Origin of the sequence: Caballeronia sp. LZ001 (assembly GCF_031450875.1) — a bacterium.
Lineage (GTDB): Bacteria > Pseudomonadota > Gammaproteobacteria > Burkholderiales > Burkholderiaceae > Caballeronia.
This window is the reverse complement of record NZ_JARTVX010000004.1, coordinates 4,630,534-4,654,559: the sequence shown is the minus strand read 5'-3', so window position 1 is coordinate 4,654,559 and position 24,026 is coordinate 4,630,534. Positions and strand designations below refer to the sequence as shown.

Below are 24,026 nucleotides of genomic sequence, written 5' to 3'. Positions count from 1 at the left end.
AACTCCGTCGACAACGTCGTATCAGGCAGAAGCAAACATCGGTCTGTAAAATCGCCACTCAGTATTCATCTCGTAACGATGCGCAAAGTTGAGGACTGTGGCCTCGTCGAAATGCTTCCCGGCAATTTGAAAAGAAAGAGGAAGCCCATCAGATGTAAAGCCCATCCTAGCTGCGAGAGCCGGATGGCCGGTACAACAGAAAGGAGTCAAATAGCCACGGCCAGAGAGGAAATCCTCGGCTACGGGAGGCTTCAAAATAGGTGCAGGCTCACACGTCGGGAGCAAGATGACGTCCACCTTATCGAGCGCGGCCGTCACCGCCAACGTTAGTTCTCGTCGCAGACGGTGCGCGCGCATGTAGGACCCTCCGGACACCAACGCCCCTCCCATTACACGAACTCGGAAGACCTCCCCAAGGTCATCCGGAACGGTACGAATGAGGTCGGCGTGAGCCGCGAAGAGCTCGACCGCCGCGATGAGCTTCTTCGAGTCCTCAAATAGCTTCAAATGCGGGAGTTCAATCGACACCACCTTCGCACCCATCGCCTCGAAAACCTTCAAGGTAGCGTCGAATGCTTGCCGTACCGCCGAAGAAGCTGGCACCTCTTCGTCAAACCATCGATATGGCACTCCGATGACCGCGCCTGAAAGGTCGTTGCTGAGTCCAACGGTGTAGTCGCTGACTGGAGCCTGCGACGAGTCTGGGTCAGCTGGGTCATGGCCTGAGATGCACTGAAGAACTTCCGCTACGTCTGCGGCGCTCCAAGCAATCGGTCCTACGTGGTCATGCGAGAACGAATTGCTCATCACACCGCGGCGACTCACGCGGCCGAAGGTTGGCTTCAAACCTGTGACACCGCAATACGCTGACGGACCTCGTATAGAGCCGCCCGTGTCTGAACCGATGCTCATCAGCGCAAAGCCAGCAGCGACACCAGCAGCCGACCCGGAAGACGAGCCAGCCGGGTCGTGTGTGAGCTTCCAGGGATTGCGACACGGCTCACCTAGGATGTCCCATGACGGTCCGCCGTGAGCGAACTCCCAAGTCGCCGCTTTTCCCATAAGAACGCCGCCGGCGCTCTGTATGCGCAAGGACACCTCAGCATCTTTCTCTGGAACGCGCGAAGCAAATGCTCTCGACTGCCCCGTGGTTTTAGTTCCCGCTGTATCAATGATGTCCTTAAGTGTGTACGGAATTCCAGCCAGTGAACCGAGTGGTTGACCTGCGGCCACTTTCTGGTCGACGTCAGTTGCGGTCTGCAAGGCCGATTCGTACGTCTGCGTGACGAAGGTGTTGACCCTGCGCTCGTTCGCGTTGATACGCTCTCGGGTTTGGGCAAGCAGGTCAACGGAGGAAAGCGTACCTTCACGAATTTGTCGTTTCGCTTCAACCAGTGTTGGAATTTCGGAGGATTTCTGCATTCCTAGTACTCTACTCAGCGAGTCGGGTCAAAAATGAAAGCGGGTGTCGCCGTGAGGTCGACCTCCTCCAGCCTCTGCGACATTTCCGCTAACCGTCGGTATCCGCGAAGAATCTCGGAGCCAAACGGGGCGTTCGTCGGCAAACCTAGGACCGCCGCGCGCGCCAGAATCGCTTCATCCGACTCATCTGCGAAATTTGTCTTAGGTGTATCAGTCATAAGCCTTCTCTATGTTCGTTGCCCTATTACGGACATTGCTTCAGTGTCCCTTCACTACAAACGGCGTGCTGGGCATGTCGGTGTCGTCTTGAAGCTGCAACGCATCGAATTTTGCTTCTGAGGTTGCCTCTCTCGCCATGAGTGACACAGTCACACTTACAGCAAACGCAAGCGGGACGGTAATCAACGCAGGCGTGCTCAGCGGAAAAAACCACCAATGCGCACGCATGGCTGCCAGATTATTGTGAAGCACGGCTACCTGCACGGTCGGAGAGACAACAATAAGAACGACCGATGAGATAGCGCCCACAGCCATTCCCCATACCGCGCCATTTGTCGTCAGCCTTCGCCACAACAAGCTCAACACAAGGATAGGAAAGTTTGTAGCCGCGGCAATCGCCATCGAAAGACCGATAAGGAAGGCGACGTTCGTGTTTTCGAAAGCAAGAGCAAGGATGGCCGCAATAGCGGTCACAGCCACGGAGCTTGCCCGTGCCACCTTAACTGATGGCTCTGTGTTCTCTGTACCGGACTTCGAGAGGCTTCCCCAGACGTCATGTGCTAGCGTCGTCGCAGACGTCAGGGTGATTCCCGAAACGACCGCGAGAATCGTCGCGAAAGACACGCCGCAGATGAATCCAAACAGCGAACTCCCACCTAACTTCTCGGCGAGAAGGGGTACTGCCATGTTGCCCCCACCCCCCGCGTGCAGGATAGTTTCACGACCAAGCATTGCGAGCGCTCCGAAGCCGAGCACCAGGACCATAAGATGGAACAGGCCCACAATGACCGTTGAATACAGTGCCGATTTGCGAGCCGCGCCCACATTCGGAACTGTCAGAAAGCGCGTCAAAATCTGAGGCAGCCCCATAGCGCCACACAGCAGACCGATTGACAGTGAGATGGAATCCCAGCGAGAAATGCCGCCAAGAGAAGGTGCACCCAAGTAGTCCGCTCCACGAGTCTCCGCTACGGCCCGGAAGACGTTTCCTGGATTGAAGCCGAAGTGCTGCAGCAGCAGAAATGTCAAAAGCGCGACGCCAGTACATTGAAGGACAGCTTTGATAATCTGCACCCATGTCGTAGCCAGCATGCCGCCAAAGAGAACATATGACAGTGTGATAAGCGAGACGGCAATGACCGAGACCGCATACGGCAAGCCGAACAACAGCTTTATGAGTACCCCTCCGGCTACGAGCTGGCCAATTAAATAGAAAAGCGTAATCGGGATGTTCGATGTCGCTGTGGCAATTCTCATCGGCTTCTGCCTGAGCCGATGCGAGAGCACATCGGCGAGGGTGAACTTGCCAAGTCTGCGAATAGGTCCGGCAAAGAGAAACAACATCATTGGCCAACTGATGGCTGCTGAGATGGAGTAGACGTACCCTCCGAAGCCGCTTGTAGCGAGCAAACCGGTCATCCCCAGCAATGCACTGGCGCTGAGATATTCGCCGGACATCGCAAATCCGTTTTGCCACGCAGAAATACCGCCGGATGCAATGAGAAATGCCTTCGATGACTTGCTACGTTTCGTGGCCCAGACTGTGATAAGCACCGTTGCTGCTAAGAAAAGAAGAAAGAAGGCGACCGCGACGATGTGGTGACTGCTCATGGCTATCTCCTCTCAAGACCCGCGGTTGGCTAGAAAACTCGTGGCGGTCGCTAGCACGATGCCGAGGAGAATGATTGCCGGACCAATCACGAGGGAAGTCGGAATGTCTCCTAGGGTGTTACTCGAGAGAGCATCGGGAAAGAAAGCGAGCAATAGCGCAAAGATGCCGTAAAAGACCAGCATGACAGCTGCAAATTTTCTTTCCCTTACCGTCGAGGGCAGTGCGGTAGCTTTCAAAATACGACTCCTTTAGTGTTTATTAGAACGTTGGTGTCCGATAAAAAGAAGCTGCTTCCTTGGCGAGTCGTACCCGTCAGCCCACGTCTGCGTCGACATGCGCTGCGCACCGTGCTCAAGCTCACGAACTACTGCATTAGCTCTTCCGTAGATGCTGTGTCTTTCTCGGTCGCACTTGCTTGAAACAGCACCTTGTCTTGCACGAGTGTTTCGAGTTCCTCTGGCGAGAATCCGGCCTCTAATAGAACGCTGAATGTGTGCTCACCCAACTCGGGCGGCGCATATCGTGTCGCGTCGCGCGAGTCACTCGTCGTACCCGGTTCATTCGTGAATATCGGCGTGGGAACTTGGCGAATGGCTCCGAGTTGGCGGTGAGCGACCGACTCAACGAGTTCGGCGTGTTGCACCTGCGCGTCGGCGAAGACTTCATCGAGTGTGTGAATTGGTCCTGCAGGCACTCCAGCGCTCACGAGTAACTCGGTCCACTCACGCTTGCCCTTGTCCTTAAGCCGGGTCTCGAGCACCGTTCGAAGCAAATCGCGATTGGTGACACGGTCTTCATTAGTCAGGAATAGTGGGTCCGACGGAAGATTGGGCAGGTCCAGCAAACGGCACAACTTGTTCCACATGTCCGTCGTGATAGGCGCCAGATTGAGGGGGCCGTCTGCTGTTTGGAAAACTCCATATGGAGCAATGACCGAATGAGCGTTGCCCGTGCGTTGCGGAACCTGTCCGACGCTCAAGTAGCGTTGGCCATGGACGCTTAGCAAACCGACCAACCCAGCCAGGAGCGATGTCGTTACATGCTGTCCTTGCCCCGTGCGTTCACGCTCATAAAGCGCCGAGACAATCGCAATCGAAAGCCACATTCCGGAACTCAAATCGCCGATGGCAGTACCTGTGCGGGTAGGGTCGCTATCGGGAAAACCGGTAAGGCTCATCATGCCGGAGTAGCCCTGTGCAATCTGGTCGAAGCCTGGCCACTCGCGCAGCGGCCCGTCAGTCCCGAAGGCGTTGATACTTCCCATGACAAGCTGCGGATTCCGCACGCGCAGGGATTCAAAGTCAAGACCCATATCTTTGGCGGTGCCCGGCTTGAAGTTTTCGACGACGACGTCAGCGTCATCGATGAGACGACGAACCACGTCCAATCCCCGTGAACTACGGAAGTCGACGCAAATTCCCCGTTTGTTGCGGTTGCACGAAAGGTAATAAGTGCTCACGCCACGGTCAAAGGGACCCCAGACACGGCTCATATCGCCGTTTGGTCCGGCCTCCACCTTAATGACATCTGCGCCGAGGTCGGCGAGCACCATCGAGCAAAACGGACCCGACAGCGCACGGGTTAAGTCGACAACCTTCAGTCCTTGCAGCGAGCGCATACAGTGCCTCCTTCTTCGAGGCTAGCGGAAAATCCGGCCTCAGTTTTTGTCATCGATGCAGACGCAGGGCTTTGCGTCAACACCCCAAATCCATGTCTCTGAGGCCGAGTATAGAAATTTCAAAAATAAGTCGAAAATATGATATTTGTCTTGGTCGAGAAGATTTACTTATGGCGACGGGAGTTCTGAATGGACCTGAGACAGCTTCGATATTTCGTCCGAGTCGTGGAGATGGGCAACGTAACGCGGGCCAGCGAGTCGCTACACGTCGCCCAACCAGCCGTTAGCCAGCAAATTCGAAATCTGGAGCGCGAACTTGACTTTCAACTGCTTGAGCGCAGCCAGCAGGGCGTAACTCCGACCGCTGCGGGCAAGAGCCTTTATAGACACGCGCTGGAACTGATTCGGCTCGCGGACCGGACCCGCGAGCTTCTCCTACAAGACGCGGAGATGCCTCAGGGCAAAATTTCTGTCGGCCTTCCAACCAGCACGGCACGCTTTCTTGCAATGCCGCTTGCACAAACCATCCGAGAGCGATTTCCTACCATCTCTCTGGAACTCATCGAGGTGCCGACAGCCGACATGGCGTCCCTAGTCGCGTCTGACCGAGTGGACTTGGCGGTGATACCGGATGTGGCCCAACTGCATGGCGTGCGCACCGAGCATCTGTTGTCCGAGATTCTCTACGTGATTGCGTGGCCTGAGTTCGAGTTACCCAATGAGCCAGTTAGCCTCGCGGCGTTGGCTCGCATGCCAATGGTCCTGCCCAGCAACCCGAATACAATTCGAAGCAGAGTCGACTGGGCTCTTCGTGAGAAAGGGCTTGCATGCAACGTGCTGTTCGAGGCGGGAACCACTTCATTGTTGTTCGCTGCGGTACTCGCAAAAATAGGCGTAACGGTGCTACCTTGGACTGCTGCCTACCAGGAAGTTGAGGATGGCAAGCTCAAGATTGCGAGAGTCGACCATCGATTGTTCAAGCGCGACCTGTCGCTCTGTTGGAAGGATTCAGGAACGCTTAGCAATGCCGTGATAAAGGTGAAAGAGGTCGTCCATGAACTATTCGACAACTTCGGACAACGTCCTGAATGGGCGGCGACTTCTCAGCGAGCAACTTCGCAGAAGCGGAAACGCGACTTGAGCTAAGCGGAGGACTCAAAAGACGTCTTATCAGCAATAGTAACGTGCGAGCGATACCCACGCTCGCACGAGCCTGACCGGACCGTAATTGTTGAGGTCCTTGTTGTAGGCTATGACGTCTCAAATCTTCTCAAGATAGTTGTGAAATAGACCTACATGCACGAAGGCATCCTCGCAACCATCGGGCCACAAGTCGGTGCTCTTAAATCTCACATCGAACGTTCTCTGCGCGGGCGAGTCAAGAGAGTGAGCATGGGCGTCTGGAAATGCATAAGCCGGTGACACGCTGGCAATCGTTCCTACCTTGCCACGCACATAGGCTGGCATACGGATATGTCCAGCAAAGAAATCGTTAAGAACGCGAACGGAATCCCCTACCTGAAGTTCCGGTAGCACAGAGCGCCCCACTCGTCCGTCTCCAATCTTCACAGCAGGAATTTCGGCGCGACCAGACAGCGCTTGGAACTCTTCGAGACTTATGAGACCTTTCTCATGAGACAACACAAGTAGACCCAAAAACGCCCGCTCGAAATAGCTGACAGAGACATAGGTCGCGGGATTGAGACGCTCAACTGCATGACGGAACTCGTCCATGTTGAATGCCCGTGCCGTGACGAGCTTCGACATCAAGCCCGCGACCTTGATTTCCCACGGGTCCTTGAACGGCGTAGTCTTCCCTACTTTCGTGACGGGGCCGAAACCCTGCATGCCCCCCAAGTCGTGAATTCCATCCATTGTTACGCCCCGAGGTGCTGATAGTTGCTGGTAGGCATTTCAAACGGAGGCTCAAGCCGTCGGACTCCAATGAGACTATCCTGGTCGACAAGCTGCGCCAATTGCTCTTCACTCCATCCATCCGTGCCCGGCGGACGCATCGGGAGCACCATGTATCGGGTGTCAGCAGTTGTGTCCCACACGAAGAGCTTCATTTCTTCCGGTAGCGACAGTCCCATTTCAGCGAGCACGCTTCGCCCGTCACGAACAACTCGAGCCCGATAGTCAAGGTCTTTGTACCACCCTGGAGCGAGGCCCACGATGGTAATCGCGGTGCAGGAGCACAAAGTGCAAACGATAACGTTGTGTACGGCTTCTGTGTTTTCTTTCACCATCAAGCACCCGTGATGGGGTGGCATGGGAAATCCTTGCGAAGCCGCAGCGGCTTTACCATCCGTCAGCAAGAACTGTTTGAATTCAGGGTCAGTCCATGCTTTCGCACAAAGTCTCGCTCCGTTTGATGGCAGCCAGTCCTCTTCGACGTGCTTCTTATAGTCCGCTGCATCCGTCGCTTGCAAGACCTTGTTGTTGACAAGAAGAGTTTCAAATGCGTCGACGCGCGCATCGATTGGAGAAGTGGTCATATCGATTTTCTGAAAAATGGAGCGACTTTCGATTAGCCATGGCCCTATTCGCCATGGCATCAAACTTTCTACTTTAAAATTAGCATTAACACTCTTTAGCTATTATCAGACGCTCGCCTCTAAATCAGAGGATGAGCGCGAGCGCGCAAAGCCAGTAGGTTCTTCAGGAACGGCGAGCCACTTCTTGGTTTGAAAAGAAACCGCTATGAATGTAAACACTGCACTAATCATGATGGTGCCAGTCATTGCCGCCTCGAGACCGTATGTGGTCGTGAAGACGGCAATCAGGAACGGTGCAACGGCGCCAAGGGAATTGAACCCGCTTGCGATACCAAGACCCAAACCACGCTCCTCAGCCGTAAAGCGGCGCGAAAGGTAGGTCGGGACGATGCCGTAGATGCTGTTAGATATCAATCCAATCAAGATAGCGCCAACCATCATTGCCCAATGCGCCGGATTGAATGTGTAGAGCAAGGTAATAGGCACGGTCAGCGCCATATAAACCAATAGAACTGGTCGCTCGCCGAATCGACGTCCCAGCAAACCGGCAACAGGTTTTCCGACGATGGAGGCGACCGAATACATAGCGACGAACGGAAACACATCTGCCGGGCTCAGCCCGCGAATCTGAATGAGGAAGGTGGGATACAGCGCGAAGATTCCATAAAAAAGAAAGTTCGCACCCACAACGAATGCAAAACCTTGAAAGACCGCCGGGTTGAGAGTGAGGCCCACCTTCGCTTTGCCCTTCTGCTTTCGACGGCTCTCGAGCCACTCCGGCGACTCTGGGATGGCTTTTCGAATAAAAATAGCCAGTAGAGCCGGCAAAACGCCGATGAAAAACATCCATCTCCATCCAAGAACCGGATACAAGGTCTTGAAGCAAAATGCGGACAGAAGAAATCCCATCTCATAGCCAGCCATCATGAGGCCCGAAGCTAACGCTCGAGCCTCTTTCGGCAAGCTCTCCATCAGCAATGATGTAGCAGTGCCCCACTCGCCACCGTAACCAATACCAAAAAGAATGCGCAGCAGCAGCAACGACGCGTAGCTCCACGCAAGACCGCTCAACCCACTAAACAGACAAAACCAGAGAATCGAAATCATCAGTGGCAGCTTCCGGCCCCACTTGTCGGCAGCGGCCCCAAACCCGATGGTTCCAACCAAACGCGCTCCACCCATCGCAAGCGGAATAAGCGCCATCGTTTTCAGGTCGACGTGGAATGTCTTTGCGAGGTCGGGAATCAGGAAAAAGAAGATGGTCATGTCGAACGCATCGAGAGCCCACCCCATCGTTGCGGCGGTGAGAATCTTCCAGTTCGTTCGCATGAGGGCGAGCGGGTTTGTTTGCATGGGGCAATTCCGAAAACTGTCTGTGACCAGGTCACGTGAGCCACTCGTCAATCACCTATGGTGAACTGTGAGCGGCGCGAAGGAGACTTTATCAATAGCTCTCGGATTCATCGTATTCAGAAACAAATCCGGCTGTTAGCACGTGTGGGTCATTCAGATTTGCTACGAGAGCCACCCTCATCGCGTGTAATTCGCAGAGAGGGGTAGCCCGCTCGCAATCGTTTCACCGAACGAGCACCTCGCATGGAAACTTGCCCCGCTACGGATAACGGCAGCGGTATTCACTTCTTTCGGAGCCGGGGGTCAAGACATCGGGAGCCTAGAGACACGTCGAACGACGTGTCGGTGGTCGCACAAAGCAAACGGTGATAGATGCGTTGGAAATAATTTTTCACATCACCGAGCGTCGTGGCCGACCAACACTACTTCAGGCGTAGCGTTAATAGCCGCGGATTCGGTCAAAGAGATGCGGAATTCGCTCGCCAGATTGCTCGGCCCGGATTGCCATCGCGGCTTGTTTCGCCTTTGAGCGGCGCGAAATAATCGATGCGAGATGCCCCGTGACAATTACGCCTGGATGCTCCCAAATGGCATCTCCGCTTGGAAGCGGCTCTTCGTCGAATACGTCGAGAATCGCGCCCCCAAGCGTTCCAGAGTCAATGGCGGTAGTCAGTGCCGCGATGTCAAGCTGGCTACCTCTTCCCACGTTCACCACTCCTGCCCCCCGTGGGAGCATGTTGAGGACCTTACTGCTCAGAAGACCCCTCGTCTCCGTAGTCTCCGGCAGCAAATTCACCAGAACGTTTGTGCCAGCGAGAAATTCCGCAAACTCGCTCGCGCCTGCAAAGCAGGCGACGTCTCGAATCTGTTTCAATGTCCGAGACCAACCACGCACGGCAAAGCCATTTGCAATCAATCGATTGCAGGATGCAACTCCGAGATTCCCCAGTCCCATGATGCCGACTGTGGTCTCACTTGCAAGTCCGCCAATCAATGACGTGTCCCAGCGCTTCTCTCGCTGCGCCGTGACGATGCGGGGAAGATTCCGCGTTAGTGCGTAAGCCGCCATGGTCACGTAGTCGGCCATTCGCTCGCTGGTTTCCGCCGTAACCATCCTCACAATAGGAAGGTAACCCGGCAAATTCTGGTCTGCCAAGAGGTGGTCGACCCCCGCTGCTTGACTGAGGACTAGACGAAGATTCTTGTATTTTGCGGTACGTCCTGCCTCCGGCTTCCACAAAAGGACATACAGCACATCATCGGGATTGACAGAAGTGTCTTCCCAATGTCGTACCGGTAAACCTGGCAGGTGTTCTTCGAAGAGTGCTTGCCACTCTTGGAGCCCCTCGTTATCGCAAAAATTTACAAGCAACGTCACAATGCCTCACAACACAAAAAGAGCCACCGCCACAACCCACCTGCAACATGTCGATTCGGCAACGGCATACCCAAGCTTGCGCCTGCGAAATGCGACTCAGAGAACTGGCCGGCGTGTCCGATGTCCACTCATTTTTTCAAAGAAATGCCCAAGCTTGAGGACTACTGCGTCGCTGAATGGTTTTCCGGCAATCTGTAGCGATAGCGGGAGACCTTCGGTCGAGAATCCCGAACAGACAGACAGTGCCGGGAAGCCGAGCAGATTGAACGGCCGGGTGTAGACCTGGCGATTGGTAACGACGTCATGCTTTCCGAGGGGTGGTGCCGTATTCCCTCTCGTGGGCATGAGCACCGCGTCGTAAGATTTCAATGCTGTTCGAGCGTGGTTGATTAGGAGACGTCGGCGCCGTTGCGCATTGATGTAGTCGGCCGCGCTGATGAATGCGCCTGAGCCAATTCGTGCGCGAGCTATCTCTCCGTAAAGTTCGGGCCTTTCCGTAAGAGTGGACTGATGAATCGCGAACGACTCGGCGCGCTCAATCAAGTTACTAATATCGGAGTAGTGTTGAAGCGGAGCGAGCGACACATCAGATACCTTACAGCCGCCCTCTTCAAACGTTCGAACAGCCGATTCCAGCGCCTCAACCACGTTTGCGTCAGCGGGAGCATCGGACTCGTAGAAGTGCCTAACGATGCCGATTCGCATACCCGCGACGCTATTGTTCAAATCGGAGATAAAGTCAATCTTCGAGTGCCGCGCACTCGACGGGTCCGCCTTGTCGTATCCGGCTAAAGATTGCATCACCAATGCGCAATCCTCCGCTGACCAGCACATCGGACCGACATGGTCTTGCGAAAATGAGAGCGGCGTAACTCCTGCACGGCTGACAAGTCCGTAGGTCGGCTTAAATCCCGCGATTCCGGTCCAAGCTGCAGGTCCACGGATAGACCCGCCAGTATCGGTACCTAATGCTCCGAGGCCCATTCCAGCTGCGATAGCGGACGCGGACCCGGAGGATGAGCCTGCAGGGTCACGTTCGAGGTCCCAAGGATTGCGAGCTGGTGGCCAAGGAAGGTCAAACGATGTGCCACCGACCGCAAACTCCCAAGTAGCCGTTTTACCAAGGATAACCGCCCCCGCAGCCCGGAGCCGTCGGACAGCCGTTGAATCTGTTACTGCAGCTGCTTGGTCGCTGCAGACAGCGGAATGACACGTGGTCGTGCTCCCCTCGATATCGATGATGTCTTTGATTGCCACTGGTATGCCGTGGAGAGGGCCCTTGAAAACCCCCTTAGCAATCTCAGAATCGGCGTGCTCAGCGTCAGCAAGTGCCTGTTCCTTGCATACTGCCAGGTAGGCATTTGTTCGCGAATCTAACGCGTCGATACGGTCGAGTAAATGACGGGTCAGCTCCGTCGACTGAAGAGTCCCTTCCCTGATAGACGCTGACGCTTGAGCAAGCGTCAAGTGATGCAGTCCGCGGTCAGCCATCGAGTTCATCCGGGTGCAAGAAACAGAGGATGGGTTCGACATTGAATTTGATTGGGTCACGAACGTTCCTTGCCGCGACCGTGACCAATTCAACATGCCGCTCGAGCTCCGCGACGCTCTCTTGCGGATACCGCTCGAGGCCGTGCAACTGTAGAAGGGCCTTGAAACTTTTTTCCATACTAGGTTTTCTATCAGGGATTGATTTGACGTTACCGCTCACCGCATGGCCGTACAGAATCAAATGAAAGCCGCGCTTTGCTGTTCGCATGGGCTAAATTTAAGTGGGATTGCCGCCTCTACGTTAGCCTGACAAAGCCAAATCCTTGATTGTGGGAGCCAGTTCAGTCGTGCGACGCCTACCTCTGCATCCCCGGTTGTTCACGAACCGGCTACTTGTCTTCGACCCGTTGCTCAGACGTGCCCGACGTTGTAGACGCTCGCGATTGCGGAGAATTTCTTCGTTTCCCTTGCTCGCCCCGGCCAGCCAGTGTGATGTGCAGCAACTTCACAGAAAGCAGCGTCCCTGCCAGTGCGGCTACTAGCGTTATACCGACGGCAATATGAACCGAATGAACCATCACTTCGCGAGCGACACTCAAAACGCCGTGTCCATCATACGAAGCTAATTTGAAAAGCTCGAATACTTTGCGCTGGCTTGTCTCATCAACAAGCAGTTGCGGGTCGAGAAGCGTGCTTTCTACCTGAGATAGCGAATTCGGAACAAGACCGATATCAATCTTGGCCCTCATCGCGTAAATGTACGAGTGCGTGACAACCAGTCCCATCAGGGTCGTTCCAAGCATTCCACCAATCATTCGCGAGGACTGAAGAAGCGCCGTGGCTATGCCAAATCGCTCTCGTCCTACGATGTTGTGACCGAACACGTTCATGTTGTTCAAGCAAAATCCGATGCCAATGCCCGCCAGCACTACCGAGGTGGTCAGAACCAGGTGCGATGTAGACGCGTTGACCGTCAGAACACCCAACGCGGCGAGCAACATCAAGCTGAAACCAAAGGTAAGCGTTAGCACTGGCCGTTTAAGCTTCACGACGATTCTTGTATTGATTACGCTTCCGAGCGCGCTGCAAGCCGCCAGGGGTGTAGCGAGAATTCCGGCCTGTTCGGGGGGAAGTCCAAATCCAGCCTGGAGCAAAAGGGGAATGAAAAAAAGAAGGGAAAAGAGCCCCATTCCCGCGAGAATCGACAGTACAAGCAGCTTCACAAAGTCTGCTTCCTTGAACAGGTCAAGGGGCATGATTGCATTTGGATGCCGGCTCTCGACAAAGAGGAAGGCGGGGATACATACCAGAAGCAAGAACCCCAACAAGGCGTTTGCTTCCGTTAGACCGGATGAGGGAAATCGCTCGAGGCATAACTGCATCAGTATCAACATCGCCGCAATCAGCGTCGCCCCCCAGAGGTCGAGCTGAACCTTCTGGCCGCTTTGCATGTCTCGGTGCGTCATGCGAGGAAGAAATTTGAGAACAAGCGCCAGACCGACCAAACCGACGGGAAGGTTGATAAGGAACGTCGAGCGCCACCCCAAGTGTTCCGTCAAGAACCCACCGAGCGTCGGTCCTATGGATGTGCCCACGCCATACATTGTCGAAAGTACAACCTGCCAACGTACGCGAGAGCGTGCGTCTGGAAATAGGTCCGGCACGGAGGCGTAAGCCGTACCTACCATCATGCCACCACCGATTCCCTGTAGCGCTCTCGCGGCCACGAGAAACAGCATGCTATTAGCGATTCCGCATAGAGTGGACGCTATTGTGAATGTGGCGATTGCCGTCAAAAGGAAAGGCTTACGTCCAAAAAAGTCTCCAAGCCGCCCGAAAATCGGAACCGACACGATGGATGCCAGGAGATAGGCGTTGGCAATCCACGCATAGTATTCAAATCCACTAAGGTCAGAGACGATTGAAGGAAGCGCAGTACTTACAACAGTCTGGTCGAGTGCCACCAGCATGTTCACGGTGCCGATTCCGAGCATCGCGAAGAGGGACTGTTTAAAGGCGCGATTTGCCGGCGCAAGGCTGTCCCGCGCAAGCGTATGCGCTGATGACCCATCTTCGAAATTCATACTTAGAAGATTCTTCGACTGGTTTGACTATTACGAATTGGTTGCCAATGCGACCGAGGGATTTTTGCAAAAACTGTCAGCAAGAGGCGACTTAAGGTGCCACTCCGTAGTCAATTGAAACGCGTGAGCCGCATTAAGAATGGTCCCTTCCGAAAATGGCCGCCCAACGATTTGCATTCCGACGGGAAGTCCTCTCGAGTCAAAACCACATGGAACGCTTACTGCCGGCAAACCCAAATAGTTGAATGGGCGCGTGTTGTCCGAGATATTTGCCGCAAACTGTCCGGCATCGTTTCCGTTCAATTCGACGTCACTTTCCTCGCGTGTCGGAAGCTCAAATTTGACCGTCGGAGCCACGAGTACGTCTACCTTTGAGAACACTTCGCGTGAGAAGGTCTTTAGAATCGGCCCTCGCCGTCGTAGAGCTTCTATATAGTAGGTAGCAGGTATCGCGAGGTTCGCAAAAAGCTTCGCATTTGTATGCGCTGTCATCGCACCGGCGCTTAAGCGCATATTTTCGGCGTGGACTGATGCTCCTTCGGACCGTATGACCAACGAACCATACGTATGAATTGCATCCATCAACGGCACATCGACCGCCCGAACGGACGCACCGCGCGATTTGAGCACAGCGATAAAGTCCTCACTAGCCGCCAGAATCGCAGCGCTAGCGCCGTCGAAGAAGAAACTCCGGGGAACGCCTATTTTGAGCCCTCTTACATCGCCTGAGAGCATTGCCTCATAATCCGAAACCGGCATGTTCGAACTGCTCTTGTCTGCCTCGTCGACGCCTGCAATTACGCTCAGCATGAGCGCGCAGTCTCGCGCGCTTCTGGCTAGCGGTCCAACGTTATCCATCGAGAATGACAGAGGCATCACACCATGCCGGCTCACTCTAGTTTGTGTTGGCTTGATTCCAGTCACGCCATTGGCCGACGCCGGCAGACGGATGGACCCACCAGTATCGGTTCCCAACGAAGCAAAGGTTAGATTTGATGCAACGGCCGCACCTGACCCACTTGACGAGCCACCGCTGATATAACGCGCGCCCCACGCATTATGGACATCGCCTGTATGGCTATTGTGACCAGTGCCGTTTTGGGCGAACTCCGCCATGTTCAAGCCTGCAAAGGAATACGCTCCTTGCTGCGATAGCAGGCTTATTGCGGTTGCGTCGAAGGCGAAGCGTTGCGAACTATAGAGAGCTGACCCGAATGCGCAGGGCCGGCCCCGCTGCGCGAATATGTCTTTATGAGCCAGCGGAACTCCATGCAAGCGACCAAGCGGAGTTCTTTTTTCGGCGATTGCGTCGCATCGACGTGCCGCTTCCCATGCATGCTCTGTGTCGACCCAAGCGAAAGCATTCAGGCTGGCTCCCACCCTCTGCTGAAGACTTAAACATGCATCCAGGACCTCCGACGACTTTATGTCTCGTCGCTGAAGCGCATCGGCAACCTGCGTAAGGGTCATGCTTGTGATTTGCTCGTGGCTCATACTTGTTCGTCCACTCGCATCGCTGCCGCATAAACCAAAGCATCTTCAAAGGACGCTGGCTCATCCATGACTTCCAGCTGTCCGCGCAACGACTCGAAGTCTGTAATCACACATCTGAGTCCATCTGCAGCCTGTTGTGCCAAGCCAGTTGGCGCTTTCACGTCATGCCACTCCGAGACATAGCGCTCAACCAATATTCCAAAAGACCTATCGACGACGTCGCCATCAACGAAGCTTTTTGAATTCGGGTGACTACCGGCGCTTTCTGACGACATCTTGCGGTCCCTTACTGAAGAGTATGAATTCGAGCGCTGATGGATGAGCGTCACATGCTCTGCATGAAGAGCTGTGACAGGCTTCCCCCGCGTCAAAACCAATCTTACCGACGCGATTGAGGTGCCAGTTAGGATTGGATGGTCACGGCAGTTGACTCTTGAGGCCACCTGCGCGCTCGTGTCCTGGAGCATGGCGCAGCCAACCCGCTGCATATTGGTGCGTCTGTCACACATTTCGGTTCTCCTGCGCACCATGAAGCGGCGTGGGCCGTCACCATGCCTTATTTCCGGCGTATTCCGGGCAGTTGGTGTAGAGCTTGCTTTCCAGTAGGGAGTTGCCTATTGGCCATCATCATGCAATTTGATTACTCCACCGAAAACATTGAAGCCGCACAACGGTCCGAATACTGGACTGAGGTTGTTTGTCGACATCTCATCCCGTCCAAAGGGTGGATGTCCAACGACACCCACATGCAGGGTCGGTATCGTGGCCATTCGCTGGGGGCTCTTACGATTGCCAGCAGTTCAGCGCCTCACCGAGTTTGGAACCGCACAGAGGAACACGTCCGAACCTTGCCAGACGACGACATCATCGCAATACAGATTGCCTCGGGTTCGGCAGCAATGCAGCAAGCGAACAGAGAGGTTCTTCTGCAGGCCGGTGACATCGCTCTCTATGATGCGGGCAGGCCGTTTCGGCACGAGTTCTTCGGGGGTGACGCATATGCGTTGCGCATCCCTCGCAAACTGTTGCTTTCACGTTTGCCGAACGCCGAGTCTCTAACGAACATTAAGATTGGCGACAGAACTGGAATGCCGCTCATCATCGGGGGCATGCTCCGCGAAGCGAGTGAACGCCTTTCTTCGGCGAATCCAGCGACTCAGGGGCGGTTCGCAAGTGCAATTCTAGACACCATCAGTTCCGCGCTCCAAATTCAGTTCGAAGAGTCAGATTCAAGAGTGAGCAGAGGCGAGGACATTCTTTATAGAAAGGCGCTCGCGTTCATTGATGCAAACCTTGATAACTCATCGTTGTCAGCAACGGATATCGCTGACGCACTGCATGTCTCGCGTCGAACGCTGTCGCGCGCGTTCGCGAGGCAAGACAGTACATTGATGCAGTGTCTTTGGAATCGTCGCTTAGAGATGAGTCACCAACTGCTTCAAGAGGGAAAGGTCAAACAAATCTCGCAAGCAGCTTACCAATGCGGATTTGGCGACCTTTCGCATTTCTGCCGGTCATTTAAGAAAATGTATGGCTCGTCGCCGGGCCAAGTTCTTCCGACCGGAAACTGAGTCAAAGGAGCCAACGCTTTCGTTTGCGGCTAAAGCGTTGCTTTTATGAGTTCGGCGCTTTGAGTTCAATTAAGAGGTCTCTTGCGGCAACTTGGTCGCCCGGTTTGACATGCACGGCCGCGACTTCACAGTCTCGCTCGGCTGTAATGTTTGTCTCCATTTTCATCGCTTCGAGCGCAACGAGCGTCGCTCCAGCAACCACGCGCTGACCCGGCGTGACTGACACTGCCAGAACCGAACCGGGCATGGGCGCTGCCACATGAAGTCGGTTTGAGGTGTCTGCAACAGGCCGTCTCTGTCGCGAAGCGACTGCGGCACTTTGTGTTCTCTCTTCGACCGTCGTCGAACGAGGCTGACCGTTGAGTTCGAAATGGACTCTTACCAGCCCCGTTTCTCTGTCTCTGTGCTGGTCGAGTAAGCACACCTGAAGCGTCTTTCCTGGCTCAATAGAGACAGCGACCTCTTCCTGCGGCCGCACGCCGAAGAAGTACGCGGGTGTCGGCAGCACCGAGGTATCGCTGAACGCACGCACATGCGCAAAATATTCGCTGGTCTGCTTTGGGTACATTAAGTAGGACGCGAGCTGACGGTCGTCCAAACGTTGCTCGCATGCGGATTCGCCCTCTCTGCGCGCCTCATCAAGGTCCACATCGGGAATCGTGTCGCCGGGTCTGTAAGGTTTTGGCGGCTCGCCTTTCAACACCTTCCGCGACAGCTCTTGCGGGAAGCCATCCGGCGGGAAACCGAGTTCGCCGCGGAACAGAGACACTACGGATTCCGGAAACGTCATCTCCTTGGTAGGCTCGCAAACGTCCGCAGCGCTCAGGTCGTTCGCCACCATCATCAGTGCCATGTCCCCTACCACCTTCGAGGTCGGCGTCACCTTGACGATGTCGCCGAACATGCGATTGACCTCCGCATAGGCTTGGGACACCGTAAGCGTCAATCTGAGGCCGTCTTGACGATCAGAACTTGACCTCTGAGAGCCGCTGATTCGTTAGCACGAGATCGAAGGCGGCGGGATCGAAGCTGCCGCCACACCACTCGAGGAAGTGGTCGTGCTCCTCGTGCATCGGATCGGTGATCGCCTCGAGGAAGTCGGCATATCCTGGCACTCCACCGACGTCTTCCGGTGGACACGCATTCTGCCCGTCCAGGCACAGCGGCCGGCGCATGTCTGGATCAGGCACCAGCGCCTTCTCGACTTTGATCCGATGCTGCCAGTTGTCGCCGTAGTCGTAGATGTAGGTGAATGACTTTAGCCCGCCCAGCGCCTTCGCCAGCGTGACCCGTGCTTCATTGAGCATCGGTGGATCGCTCTGGAATCCGAAGTCATCAGGTTCACCATAGTTGGTTTCGCCGAAGACGAACTCGTGCAGGTGACCGCCTTCCCAGCCCATGGCCAGTTGCAGCACGACATGCAGTTTGCCCAGCCGGATCGAGCCGGGAACGATGATTCGTCGCCAGATCGCCGGCTTGATGTACTTCAGTTCAACGCGCAGTACGTAATCGGGCACTGGCGCCTTGACCAGGCGCAGGGCAGGTTTGCGGGGCTGGACCATCGGATTGATTGTCAGGCGGCTTGCTGCTCGATGTGTGCAGCCGGCATCAGGCGCCACGGCAGCAACTCGTCGATGCGGTTGATGGGATGATCGGCGATGCGCTCAAACACCGTGCGCAGGTAGGCAAACGGCTCGATGCCGTTCAGGCGCGCCGTACCGATCAGACTATAGATCACCGCCGCGCTCTGGCCACCTCCGTCGGAGCCCGCGAACAGATAATTGCGCCTGCCGAGGACCAGCGGCCTGATCGCGCTCTGCCGTATTGTTGTCCACCTCGATGCGCCCGTCTTCGCAATAGCATGTGAGTGCGTGCCAGTGCCCCAGCGAGTATCTGATCGCCTTCGCCAGCCCGGACTTCGCCGGTACCTGTGACAGCGTGTGTTCGAACCAGGCCTTCAGTTCAGCGAGCAATGGGGCCGAGCGCAGCTGGCGCGCAGACAGGCGCACGTCCGGCGTCTGGCCGCGAACCTCGCGTTCAACGGTATATAGCGCCCCAATGCGGCGCAGCGCTTCCTCGGCAATTGGTGAGCTATCCAGCTTGTACAGGTCGTAGAACTTGCGCCGCGCATGAGCCTTATGCCGAGTTCGGCATAAGGCGCATTATCCCGAGTCGAGTTTTATGTGGATTCTGACGCCGTGAACGTTGCACCGACAGTGGCTGTGCATCGCTGGACACTACATAAATCCTGTCAGTCAAAGGGAGTCCAGAAATGCCAGAAGGTCCGGTGTAGGCTTCCATGCCTTTGCACGGACTGGCCGAATCCCGGCATGCTGCCAGAAGGTTTCCAGTGCGTCACGTTTCATCTGGAGGTTTGTCGAAACGTAGCGTCCTGTCGTTGCGATGCTCGCGTGGCCAAGGTAGTCGCGAATTACAGTGATGTCTGTGCCGGATTGCAATAGCGCGACGGCGCAGCTATGGCGCAGGACATGCGGTGTAATGCGCTTCCGGTCGAGCGTGGGCAAAGCCTGCGTAGCCCCTTGTACATGTCGGCGCAGGATGTAGGCGATTCCATCGCGACTCAATGCTTCGCCCCGGCGGTTGAGAAAGACATGCTGCTGCCGATCTGGTTGAGCGTTCATCCGCAGACGGTGCAGTGCATTGACCGTATCGCGCCAAAGCGGCAAGAGTCGATCCTTTCGGCCTTTACCATGCAAGCAAACCAGCCGAGGTGCAGTCAGTTGCAAGTCGCTCCAGCAAAGGTCCGCTGCTTCGCTAACGCGCGCACCGGTATTGTAGAGAAACAGCAATAACGCGTAGTCGCGACCGCCCTCAACCGTTGCTGGGTTGGGTCTGGCGAGAATTGCGCGAACCTCGTCAGCTTCCAGATAGGTCGCCGGGCGATGCCGCACCTTCTTCGCCGGAATTGCAAGCGCTCGAGCATACTGTTGCGAGTGCACGATATCGGTACGCAGCAGGTGTCGGAAGAAGCTTCGAATAGCAGATCGCCGGCAATTGCGCGTCGCTGCGGAGTTCGAGCGATCCATCTCCAGATGAAGCAGGAACTGGCTAACGGTCTCTGCGGTCATGTCGTCAAGGGCAATTCCCGAAAGACTGCATCGCTTGTTCGCGGCGACGAATTCAAAGAACAGCTTCAGCGCGTCGCGATAGGCATGCACGGTATGCTCGCTGGCGCCTCGCATGTGCTGCAGGTTGTCGGTAAAGAATGATTCGACGCGCGTGAACAACGCGGCTGACGGTACGGTCTTCATTCGACTGGCCCCGCGCTGCGCAGATGACGCCGGAATCGTTGACTGGCGAGTTGGAGAAGTTGTGGCGTCGCCTTCAGGTACACCTCGGTACCGAGGACATCTTGGTGACCGAGATACGCCGACAACCACGGGAGCTTCGCGTGCATATCGACTCTGGCTTCGGCCCATGCCGTGAGACGGTGGACGGCAAAGGCGTGGCGAAACTCGTAAGGTCTGGCGCCGACTCTGCCTGCCGGTGGCTTCATCGACAACTGACGAAGTAATCGGCGGAGCGCATCAGACGCGGACTTCACGGTGAGTGGCGTACCGTCGAGCCGAATAAACAATGCTCGCGGCTCGCTAACGCCGAGGCGCTCGAGAATCTCGTGACGCGCATGAAGGTATTGACGCAACTCCTGCGCGAGGTCGGGGCGAAACGGAACGATACGCGATCGTCCCTTGCTATGTGGAATCAGGAATGTACCGCGCCTTAGATCTACGTCTTCCATACGCAAGCGTACCGCTTCTCCCAGTCGCAGGCCGGTACAGTACAGCACCAGCATCAACGTGCGCAGCATCCGTGCCCAGATCCATCGACCACGATGGCTGCTCGCCACCTGCAACATTCTCGTCACTTCATCGCGCGAGAAGATGTAGGGGATATAGTGCGATTCCTTGACCGGCGCGAGCGCGTGCTCGGGCACATATCCGGAAGGATCCTCTCGACGTCGGTACAGACATAGCTGGCGCACTACCCCGAATTCCAGCCCCACCGTGACCGGCTTACGCCCGGTCTTACGCGAGAGCCATCGCCCAATGGCCTCATCGAGGGCGACGTCGGCTCTCCACCCCCATTGTTCAGCGACGAATTGGACGAAACCGTTGAGCACGAATTCGCCGCGCAAATATTGCACGCCCATGGCCCGGCGAAACCGCAGAAACTTCGCAGCGTCGTGTGCCAAACCGGCTGCTGTCACGAGCGTTCTCATGATGGGACCGGAAGCGAGACGTCGCGCAAGGTCTCCGTTGCGATACGCACATATGCCGATAAGGAGTCCGGGTCGCGATGGCCGAGAATCTCTGAAATGATTCGCGGATCTGCTCCCAGGTCGATCTGGCGAGCAGCGTGAGAGTACCGCAGGACGTGACTACCGAGATACTGCGCCGTCAGCCCGGCTGCGGCCGCATGTTTGGCGATGACGTGCCAGACGGCTGAGGATCCCGTGAGCGGCGCGAACGGCAGCTTCAACTGGACGAACAGATATCGGGTTGTGGTATGTGGGGGCCTTCCGCCGCGAAGATAGCGGACCAGCGCCCTCGCGACCACCGGCAGAAGCGGCAGAGTAAAGACCGCGCCAGTCTTGGGACGCGTAACCTGTAACGACGACGAAGTCCAGTTGATATCGTCCAGTCGCAGCCGGATCAGTTCACCGGCTCCGAATCCATAGGTCACCATCATCAGCAGCATGGCGTAGTCGCGCAGGCCATGCGGATTTGATTGATCCACCGCTGCCAGTAAATGCTGGACGTCCTCCCATGGCAGGGCTCGGCGTGGCCGCTCATATCGTGGCTGGACGGGAGCGATTACCGAATCGGCGAGGTTGCGCGAGCTGCGCCCGGTGGCGAATAGAAAACGGGAAAAGGACCGAATACTGCCGGCGATATCGGCCGTAGTGGTACGCGCATATCGACGGCTACAGTCGACCAGGAATGCGTCAACGTCGACAAGCGTCATCGAACGCCAGGTTCGGTCAAGGACACGCAGGTGTTGGAGAAAATAGCCTATGTGCGTCAGCCGCTTGTGCACGGTCACCATCGGGTTACCGCGATGCGCTATGAGATAGTCCGCATACGCGCGTAGCAACGCAGTGGCCGGTCGAGCAGAAGGTGGTTGGATACGCCACGGCGGCGGATCCCTTCCCAGCACGTAATAGACCCGATTGAGCGCGTACAAAGCCGTCCCGGAGATTGCGGCTCTGTCAGGGCTGACGCTGTGCCTGCGAGCGTACCAGTCAAAGAATCGACGCGCACCGTCGCGAGTCAGCTCAGCGCGCTCGTCAAGCCCACGCTGCTCGCAATATCCCCTGAAGCGCCGGATCCACCAAAGGTACAGTCTGCCAGCGCCGTCGCCTACAGAACGGTCGTCGTGCCACACGCGAACGATCTCCGTCGTCGTCGGAGATGTGTCGAATGGGGGCGGATCGGCAGATTGATGTCGCATTCGGCACCCTCGCTGTTACCCGATCCAGCGTAAATTCGTCCCCGGCTGCTGTCATGCCCCATCTCTTGTTGGACGCCGGCGCTGAGGCACGAAGCATTCCGCCGCGATGGCAGAAAGCCCAGCGGGGCCGGCAGATTGTTGAGGGTATGGTGAGCAAGCGCACGCCGCAGTTCGAACAGCGAATCACATACGCCGGCCGGCTTCTGTCGCCTGGTGCCGAGCGTTGTTGCCCGGGGTAGGAGATCGAGCCCACGTAACGCTGCTTGAACTGCCCATAGACGGCGGCGCAACCAGCGTGCGGCCGCTGACAAACTCACGTCGTCCGATCGCAACGCATCGGCTGCTGCCTCTACACTTCGCATGCTTGACGCGCTTGCAACGACTGCATCGATTGAATCGAGTAGCCCTGGAAACCTTGCAGCGAGAAAATCGGGCAGAAGGCTAAAGGTCTTGCCTACCAGAGGACAGTACCACCGCGCAATGCGCATCCCCGCTGGCGTCACGCGGCGGTAGGTGCCATGGCGAGCAAAACCGCATCCGCCTGTGGGGTGTAACGGACAACGTTCCAGACGTGCCGTGACCCATTCACGCCTGGCGATATATCTCTCGGCGCTGGATTGCGTTCGCAGCGGAATTTGCATGCTTGCACTCGCCTCCGTTTGGACGCCATGTTCGCATCGCGTCGCAACGAATATTATGCCGAGTGCTACGCGGCTCTGACTGAATCCGCTCGCTGCAGCACAACCGTTTCGCCGCATAAAACCCAACTCGAGATAATGGGCCCAGCACCCGGCCTCGATGACCGTGCCGTCACGATACAGCGCGTCATACCCGCTGAAGGCATCTGCCTGCAGGATTCCCGTATAACCCGACAGATGTTCCCGAGGCCGCTCACCTTTGCGGTCGGGTGAGTACCTGTACCAGACTGCTGGTGGAGCGCGGCTGCCTGCCGGGCGGTCATCCCGAACGTAGGTCCACAGGCGCGCCGTGCGTGTCTTGCCACGCCCCGGCTCCAGCACCGGCACGGGCGTGTCGTCGGTATGGATCTTGTCTGCGGCGCGTACATAACCGCCGAGTGCGTCGGACAGGGGTTGCAGCAGCGCTGCCGCTTCACGCACCCACGAAGCCAGCGTTGCCCGGTCCAGTTCGATGCCCGCGCGGCGATAGATACCGGCTTGCCGATATAGCGGCATATGGTCAGCGTACTTCGCGACGACGACCTGTGCGAGCAGCCCGGCACCCGCCATCGAGCGTGCTATCGGCCGCGAAGGTGCAGGCTCCTGTACTACTGCTGCACAGCGCGGGCAGCTCAGCTTCGGACGTACGTGACGCAGCACCTTAAAGTAGCCGGGCACGTAGTCGAGTACCTCCGAGACGTCTTCGCCGAGCACACGCATCTGTTTGCCGCATTCCAGGCATCCGCAGTTTGACGGTGCATGCACAACCGTTTCGCGGGGAAGATGGGCGGGGAAGTGCCGTGACCTGCGGCGCGGCGGAACGACGTTCGTTGTGGCCGATGTATCCGCAGTCGCGTCGGCGTCAGGTACCTTCGCCGGTGCGGTCATATCTGGTTCATGAACAGGCAGCTCACCGAGCGCGAGCTGCAGCTGGTCCATCAGTTCTGTCATGCGCTCCGATGAGCGGCCATACTGCCATCGCTTCAGTCGCGAGATCTCGGCCAGCAACTGCGCGATGGTCTCGTCGCGCGAGGCGACGATGCGCTTGAGAGCGGCGATGTCATCGGGCAGATGGCTGGCTGGCATGCATGCCAGTGTAAATGAAGGCCACGCGCTTGTGGGCTCCCGCACCATGCC

20 protein-coding genes and 2 pseudogenes are annotated in these 24,026 nt (G+C 56.4%); 2 read left to right on the top strand and 20 right to left on the bottom strand.

Features of this window, described 5'->3' with window-relative positions; all coding sequences use genetic code 11:
• Positions 1–21 precede the first annotated feature (21 nt).
• The 4 genes from P9292_RS32800 to P9292_RS32785 form a co-directional block, all read right to left on the bottom strand.
• The gene (locus P9292_RS32800) at positions 22–1,422 is read right to left on the bottom strand and encodes an amidase (RefSeq protein ID WP_309963160.1); all 1,401 of its coding nucleotides are present in this window, start codon (positions 1,420–1,422) and stop codon (positions 22–24) included.
• Between the two features lie 258 nt (positions 1,423–1,680).
• Positions 1,681–3,252, bottom strand: a complete 1,572-nt coding sequence (locus P9292_RS32795; RefSeq protein ID WP_309963158.1) for a sodium:solute symporter family transporter — start codon at positions 3,250–3,252, stop codon at positions 1,681–1,683.
• Positions 3,253–3,264: 12 nt separating this feature from the next.
• Positions 3,265–3,489 (bottom strand): DUF485 domain-containing protein, encoded by a 225-nt coding sequence (locus P9292_RS32790; RefSeq protein ID WP_309963156.1) that lies wholly within the window; start codon positions 3,487–3,489, stop codon positions 3,265–3,267.
• Between the two features lie 128 nt (positions 3,490–3,617).
• Complete coding sequence (locus P9292_RS32785; protein ID WP_309963153.1) at positions 3,618–4,871, bottom strand: CoA transferase; 1,254 nt, start codon at positions 4,869–4,871, stop codon at positions 3,618–3,620.
• Between the two features lie 189 nt (positions 4,872–5,060).
• Between P9292_RS32785 and P9292_RS32780 the strand changes: the two genes are divergently transcribed.
• Complete coding sequence (locus P9292_RS32780; protein ID WP_309963151.1) at positions 5,061–6,017, top strand: LysR substrate-binding domain-containing protein; 957 nt, start codon at positions 5,061–5,063, stop codon at positions 6,015–6,017.
• A 114-nt stretch (positions 6,018–6,131) separates the two neighbouring features.
• Here P9292_RS32780 and nthB read toward each other — a convergent pair whose 3' ends face one another.
• The 9 genes from nthB to P9292_RS32735 all read right to left on the bottom strand — a co-directional run bounded on the left by nthB (position 6,132) and on the right by P9292_RS32735 (position 15,444).
• Positions 6,132–6,746 carry a nitrile hydratase subunit beta gene (gene nthB, locus P9292_RS32775; protein ID WP_309963149.1) on the bottom strand — a complete coding sequence of 205 codons (615 nt, stop codon included), beginning with the start codon at positions 6,744–6,746 and terminating at the stop codon, positions 6,132–6,134.
• 2 nt (positions 6,747–6,748) lie between these two features.
• On the bottom strand, positions 6,749–7,369 hold the full coding sequence (locus tag P9292_RS32770; protein WP_309963147.1) for a nitrile hydratase subunit alpha: 621 nt from the start codon (positions 7,367–7,369) through the stop codon (positions 6,749–6,751).
• A 105-nt stretch (positions 7,370–7,474) separates the two neighbouring features.
• Positions 7,475–8,722, bottom strand: coding sequence for an MFS transporter (locus tag P9292_RS32765; RefSeq protein WP_309963144.1), 1,248 nt, complete (start codon positions 8,720–8,722; stop codon positions 7,475–7,477).
• A gap of 439 nt (positions 8,723–9,161) precedes the next feature.
• Positions 9,162–10,100, bottom strand: coding sequence for a glyoxylate/hydroxypyruvate reductase A (locus P9292_RS32760; protein WP_309963141.1), 939 nt, complete (start codon positions 10,098–10,100; stop codon positions 9,162–9,164).
• Positions 10,101–10,196: 96 nt separating this feature from the next.
• Entirely contained in the window at positions 10,197–11,591 is a 1,395-nt protein-coding gene (locus P9292_RS32755; protein WP_309963139.1) for an amidase, read from the bottom strand.
• Positions 11,584–11,859: a hypothetical protein gene (locus P9292_RS32750; protein WP_309963137.1), complete on the bottom strand. Its 276-nt coding sequence runs from the start codon at positions 11,857–11,859 to the stop codon at positions 11,584–11,586. The genes P9292_RS32755 and P9292_RS32750 overlap by 8 nt, the downstream gene beginning before the upstream one ends.
• Before the next feature lie 121 nt (positions 11,860–11,980).
• The gene (locus tag P9292_RS32745; RefSeq protein ID WP_309964256.1) at positions 11,981–13,585 is read right to left on the bottom strand and encodes an MFS transporter; all 1,605 of its coding nucleotides are present in this window, start codon (positions 13,583–13,585) and stop codon (positions 11,981–11,983) included.
• Positions 13,586–13,705: 120 nt separating this feature from the next.
• Positions 13,706–15,169 (bottom strand): amidase, encoded by a 1,464-nt coding sequence (locus P9292_RS32740; protein ID WP_309963135.1) that lies wholly within the window; start codon positions 15,167–15,169, stop codon positions 13,706–13,708.
• On the bottom strand, positions 15,166–15,444 hold the full coding sequence (locus P9292_RS32735) for a hypothetical protein (protein WP_309963134.1): 279 nt from the start codon (positions 15,442–15,444) through the stop codon (positions 15,166–15,168). The genes P9292_RS32740 and P9292_RS32735 overlap by 4 nt, the downstream gene beginning before the upstream one ends.
• A 342-nt stretch (positions 15,445–15,786) precedes the next feature.
• Here P9292_RS32735 and P9292_RS32730 point away from each other — a divergent pair, with 342 nt between their 5' ends.
• Positions 15,787–16,740, top strand: a complete 954-nt coding sequence (locus P9292_RS32730; protein ID WP_309963132.1) for a helix-turn-helix domain-containing protein — start codon at positions 15,787–15,789, stop codon at positions 16,738–16,740.
• Between the two features lie 43 nt (positions 16,741–16,783).
• Here P9292_RS32730 and P9292_RS32725 read toward each other — a convergent pair.
• From P9292_RS32725 to tnpC (P9292_RS32695), 7 genes and pseudogenes are all read right to left on the bottom strand, one after another.
• Positions 16,784–17,674: pseudogene (locus P9292_RS32725) on the bottom strand (biotin/lipoyl-containing protein); the annotation flags it as partial.
• Positions 17,675–17,705: 31 nt separating this feature from the next.
• Positions 17,706–18,302: a plasmid pRiA4b ORF-3 family protein gene (locus P9292_RS32720; protein WP_309936132.1), complete on the bottom strand. Its 597-nt coding sequence runs from the start codon at positions 18,300–18,302 to the stop codon at positions 17,706–17,708.
• Between the two features lie 11 nt (positions 18,303–18,313).
• Positions 18,314–18,875, bottom strand: a pseudogene (gene tnpC / locus P9292_RS32715) (IS66 family transposase); the annotation flags it as partial.
• A 120-nt stretch (positions 18,876–18,995) separates the two neighbouring features.
• Positions 18,996–20,012, bottom strand: coding sequence for a site-specific integrase (locus P9292_RS32710; RefSeq protein ID WP_309963129.1), 1,017 nt, complete (start codon positions 20,010–20,012; stop codon positions 18,996–18,998).
• On the bottom strand, positions 20,009–20,980 hold the full coding sequence (locus tag P9292_RS32705; RefSeq protein ID WP_309963127.1) for a tyrosine-type recombinase/integrase: 972 nt from the start codon (positions 20,978–20,980) through the stop codon (positions 20,009–20,011). Before P9292_RS32705 ends, P9292_RS32710 begins: the two co-directional genes overlap by 4 nt.
• Entirely contained in the window at positions 20,977–22,146 is a 1,170-nt protein-coding gene (locus tag P9292_RS32700; protein WP_309963125.1) for a tyrosine-type recombinase/integrase, read from the bottom strand. The genes P9292_RS32705 and P9292_RS32700 overlap by 4 nt, the downstream gene beginning before the upstream one ends.
• The gene (gene tnpC, locus P9292_RS32695) at positions 22,122–24,023 is read right to left on the bottom strand and encodes an IS66 family transposase (protein ID WP_309963123.1); all 1,902 of its coding nucleotides are present in this window, start codon (positions 24,021–24,023) and stop codon (positions 22,122–22,124) included. Before tnpC (P9292_RS32695) ends, P9292_RS32700 begins: the two co-directional genes overlap by 25 nt.
• Between the last annotated feature and the right edge of the window lie 3 nt (positions 24,024–24,026).

What these genes read in the sequence shown, in the direction of transcription:
- P9292_RS32800 (WP_309963160.1), bottom strand. Translation starts at nt 1,422, where the DNA reads ATGCAGAAATCCTCCGAAATTCCAACACTGGTTGAAGCGAAACGACAA.
- P9292_RS32795 (WP_309963158.1), bottom strand. Translation starts at nt 3,252, where the DNA reads ATGAGCAGTCACCACATCGTCGCGGTCGCCTTCTTTCTTCTTTTCTTA.
- P9292_RS32785 (WP_309963153.1), bottom strand. Translation starts at nt 4,871, where the DNA reads ATGCGCTCGCTGCAAGGACTGAAGGTTGTCGACTTAACCCGTGCGCTG.
- P9292_RS32780 (WP_309963151.1), top strand. Translation starts at nt 5,061, where the DNA reads ATGGACCTGAGACAGCTTCGATATTTCGTCCGAGTCGTGGAGATGGGC.
- nthB (WP_309963149.1), bottom strand. Translation starts at nt 6,746, where the DNA reads ATGGATGGAATTCACGACTTGGGGGGCATGCAGGGTTTCGGCCCCGTC.
- P9292_RS32770 (WP_309963147.1), bottom strand. Translation starts at nt 7,369, where the DNA reads ATGACCACTTCTCCAATCGATGCGCGCGTCGACGCATTTGAAACTCTT.
- P9292_RS32765 (WP_309963144.1), bottom strand. Translation starts at nt 8,722, where the DNA reads ATGCAAACAAACCCGCTCGCCCTCATGCGAACGAACTGGAAGATTCTC.
- P9292_RS32755 (WP_309963139.1), bottom strand. Translation starts at nt 11,591, where the DNA reads ATGGCTGACCGCGGACTGCATCACTTGACGCTTGCTCAAGCGTCAGCG.
- P9292_RS32750 (WP_309963137.1), bottom strand. Translation starts at nt 11,859, where the DNA reads ATGCGAACAGCAAAGCGCGGCTTTCATTTGATTCTGTACGGCCATGCG.
- P9292_RS32745 (WP_309964256.1), bottom strand. Translation starts at nt 13,585, where the DNA reads ATGCTCGGAATCGGCACCGTGAACATGCTGGTGGCACTCGACCAGACT.
- P9292_RS32740 (WP_309963135.1), bottom strand. Translation starts at nt 15,169, where the DNA reads ATGAGCCACGAGCAAATCACAAGCATGACCCTTACGCAGGTTGCCGAT.
- P9292_RS32735 (WP_309963134.1), bottom strand. Translation starts at nt 15,444, where the DNA reads ATGTCGTCAGAAAGCGCCGGTAGTCACCCGAATTCAAAAAGCTTCGTT.
- P9292_RS32720 (WP_309936132.1), bottom strand. Translation starts at nt 18,302, where the DNA reads ATGGTCCAGCCCCGCAAACCTGCCCTGCGCCTGGTCAAGGCGCCAGTG.
- P9292_RS32710 (WP_309963129.1), bottom strand. Translation starts at nt 20,012, where the DNA reads ATGAAGACCGTACCGTCAGCCGCGTTGTTCACGCGCGTCGAATCATTC.
- P9292_RS32705 (WP_309963127.1), bottom strand. Translation starts at nt 20,980, where the DNA reads ATGAGAACGCTCGTGACAGCAGCCGGTTTGGCACACGACGCTGCGAAG.
- tnpC (WP_309963123.1), bottom strand. Translation starts at nt 24,023, where the DNA reads ATGGTGCGGGAGCCCACAAGCGCGTGGCCTTCATTTACACTGGCATGC.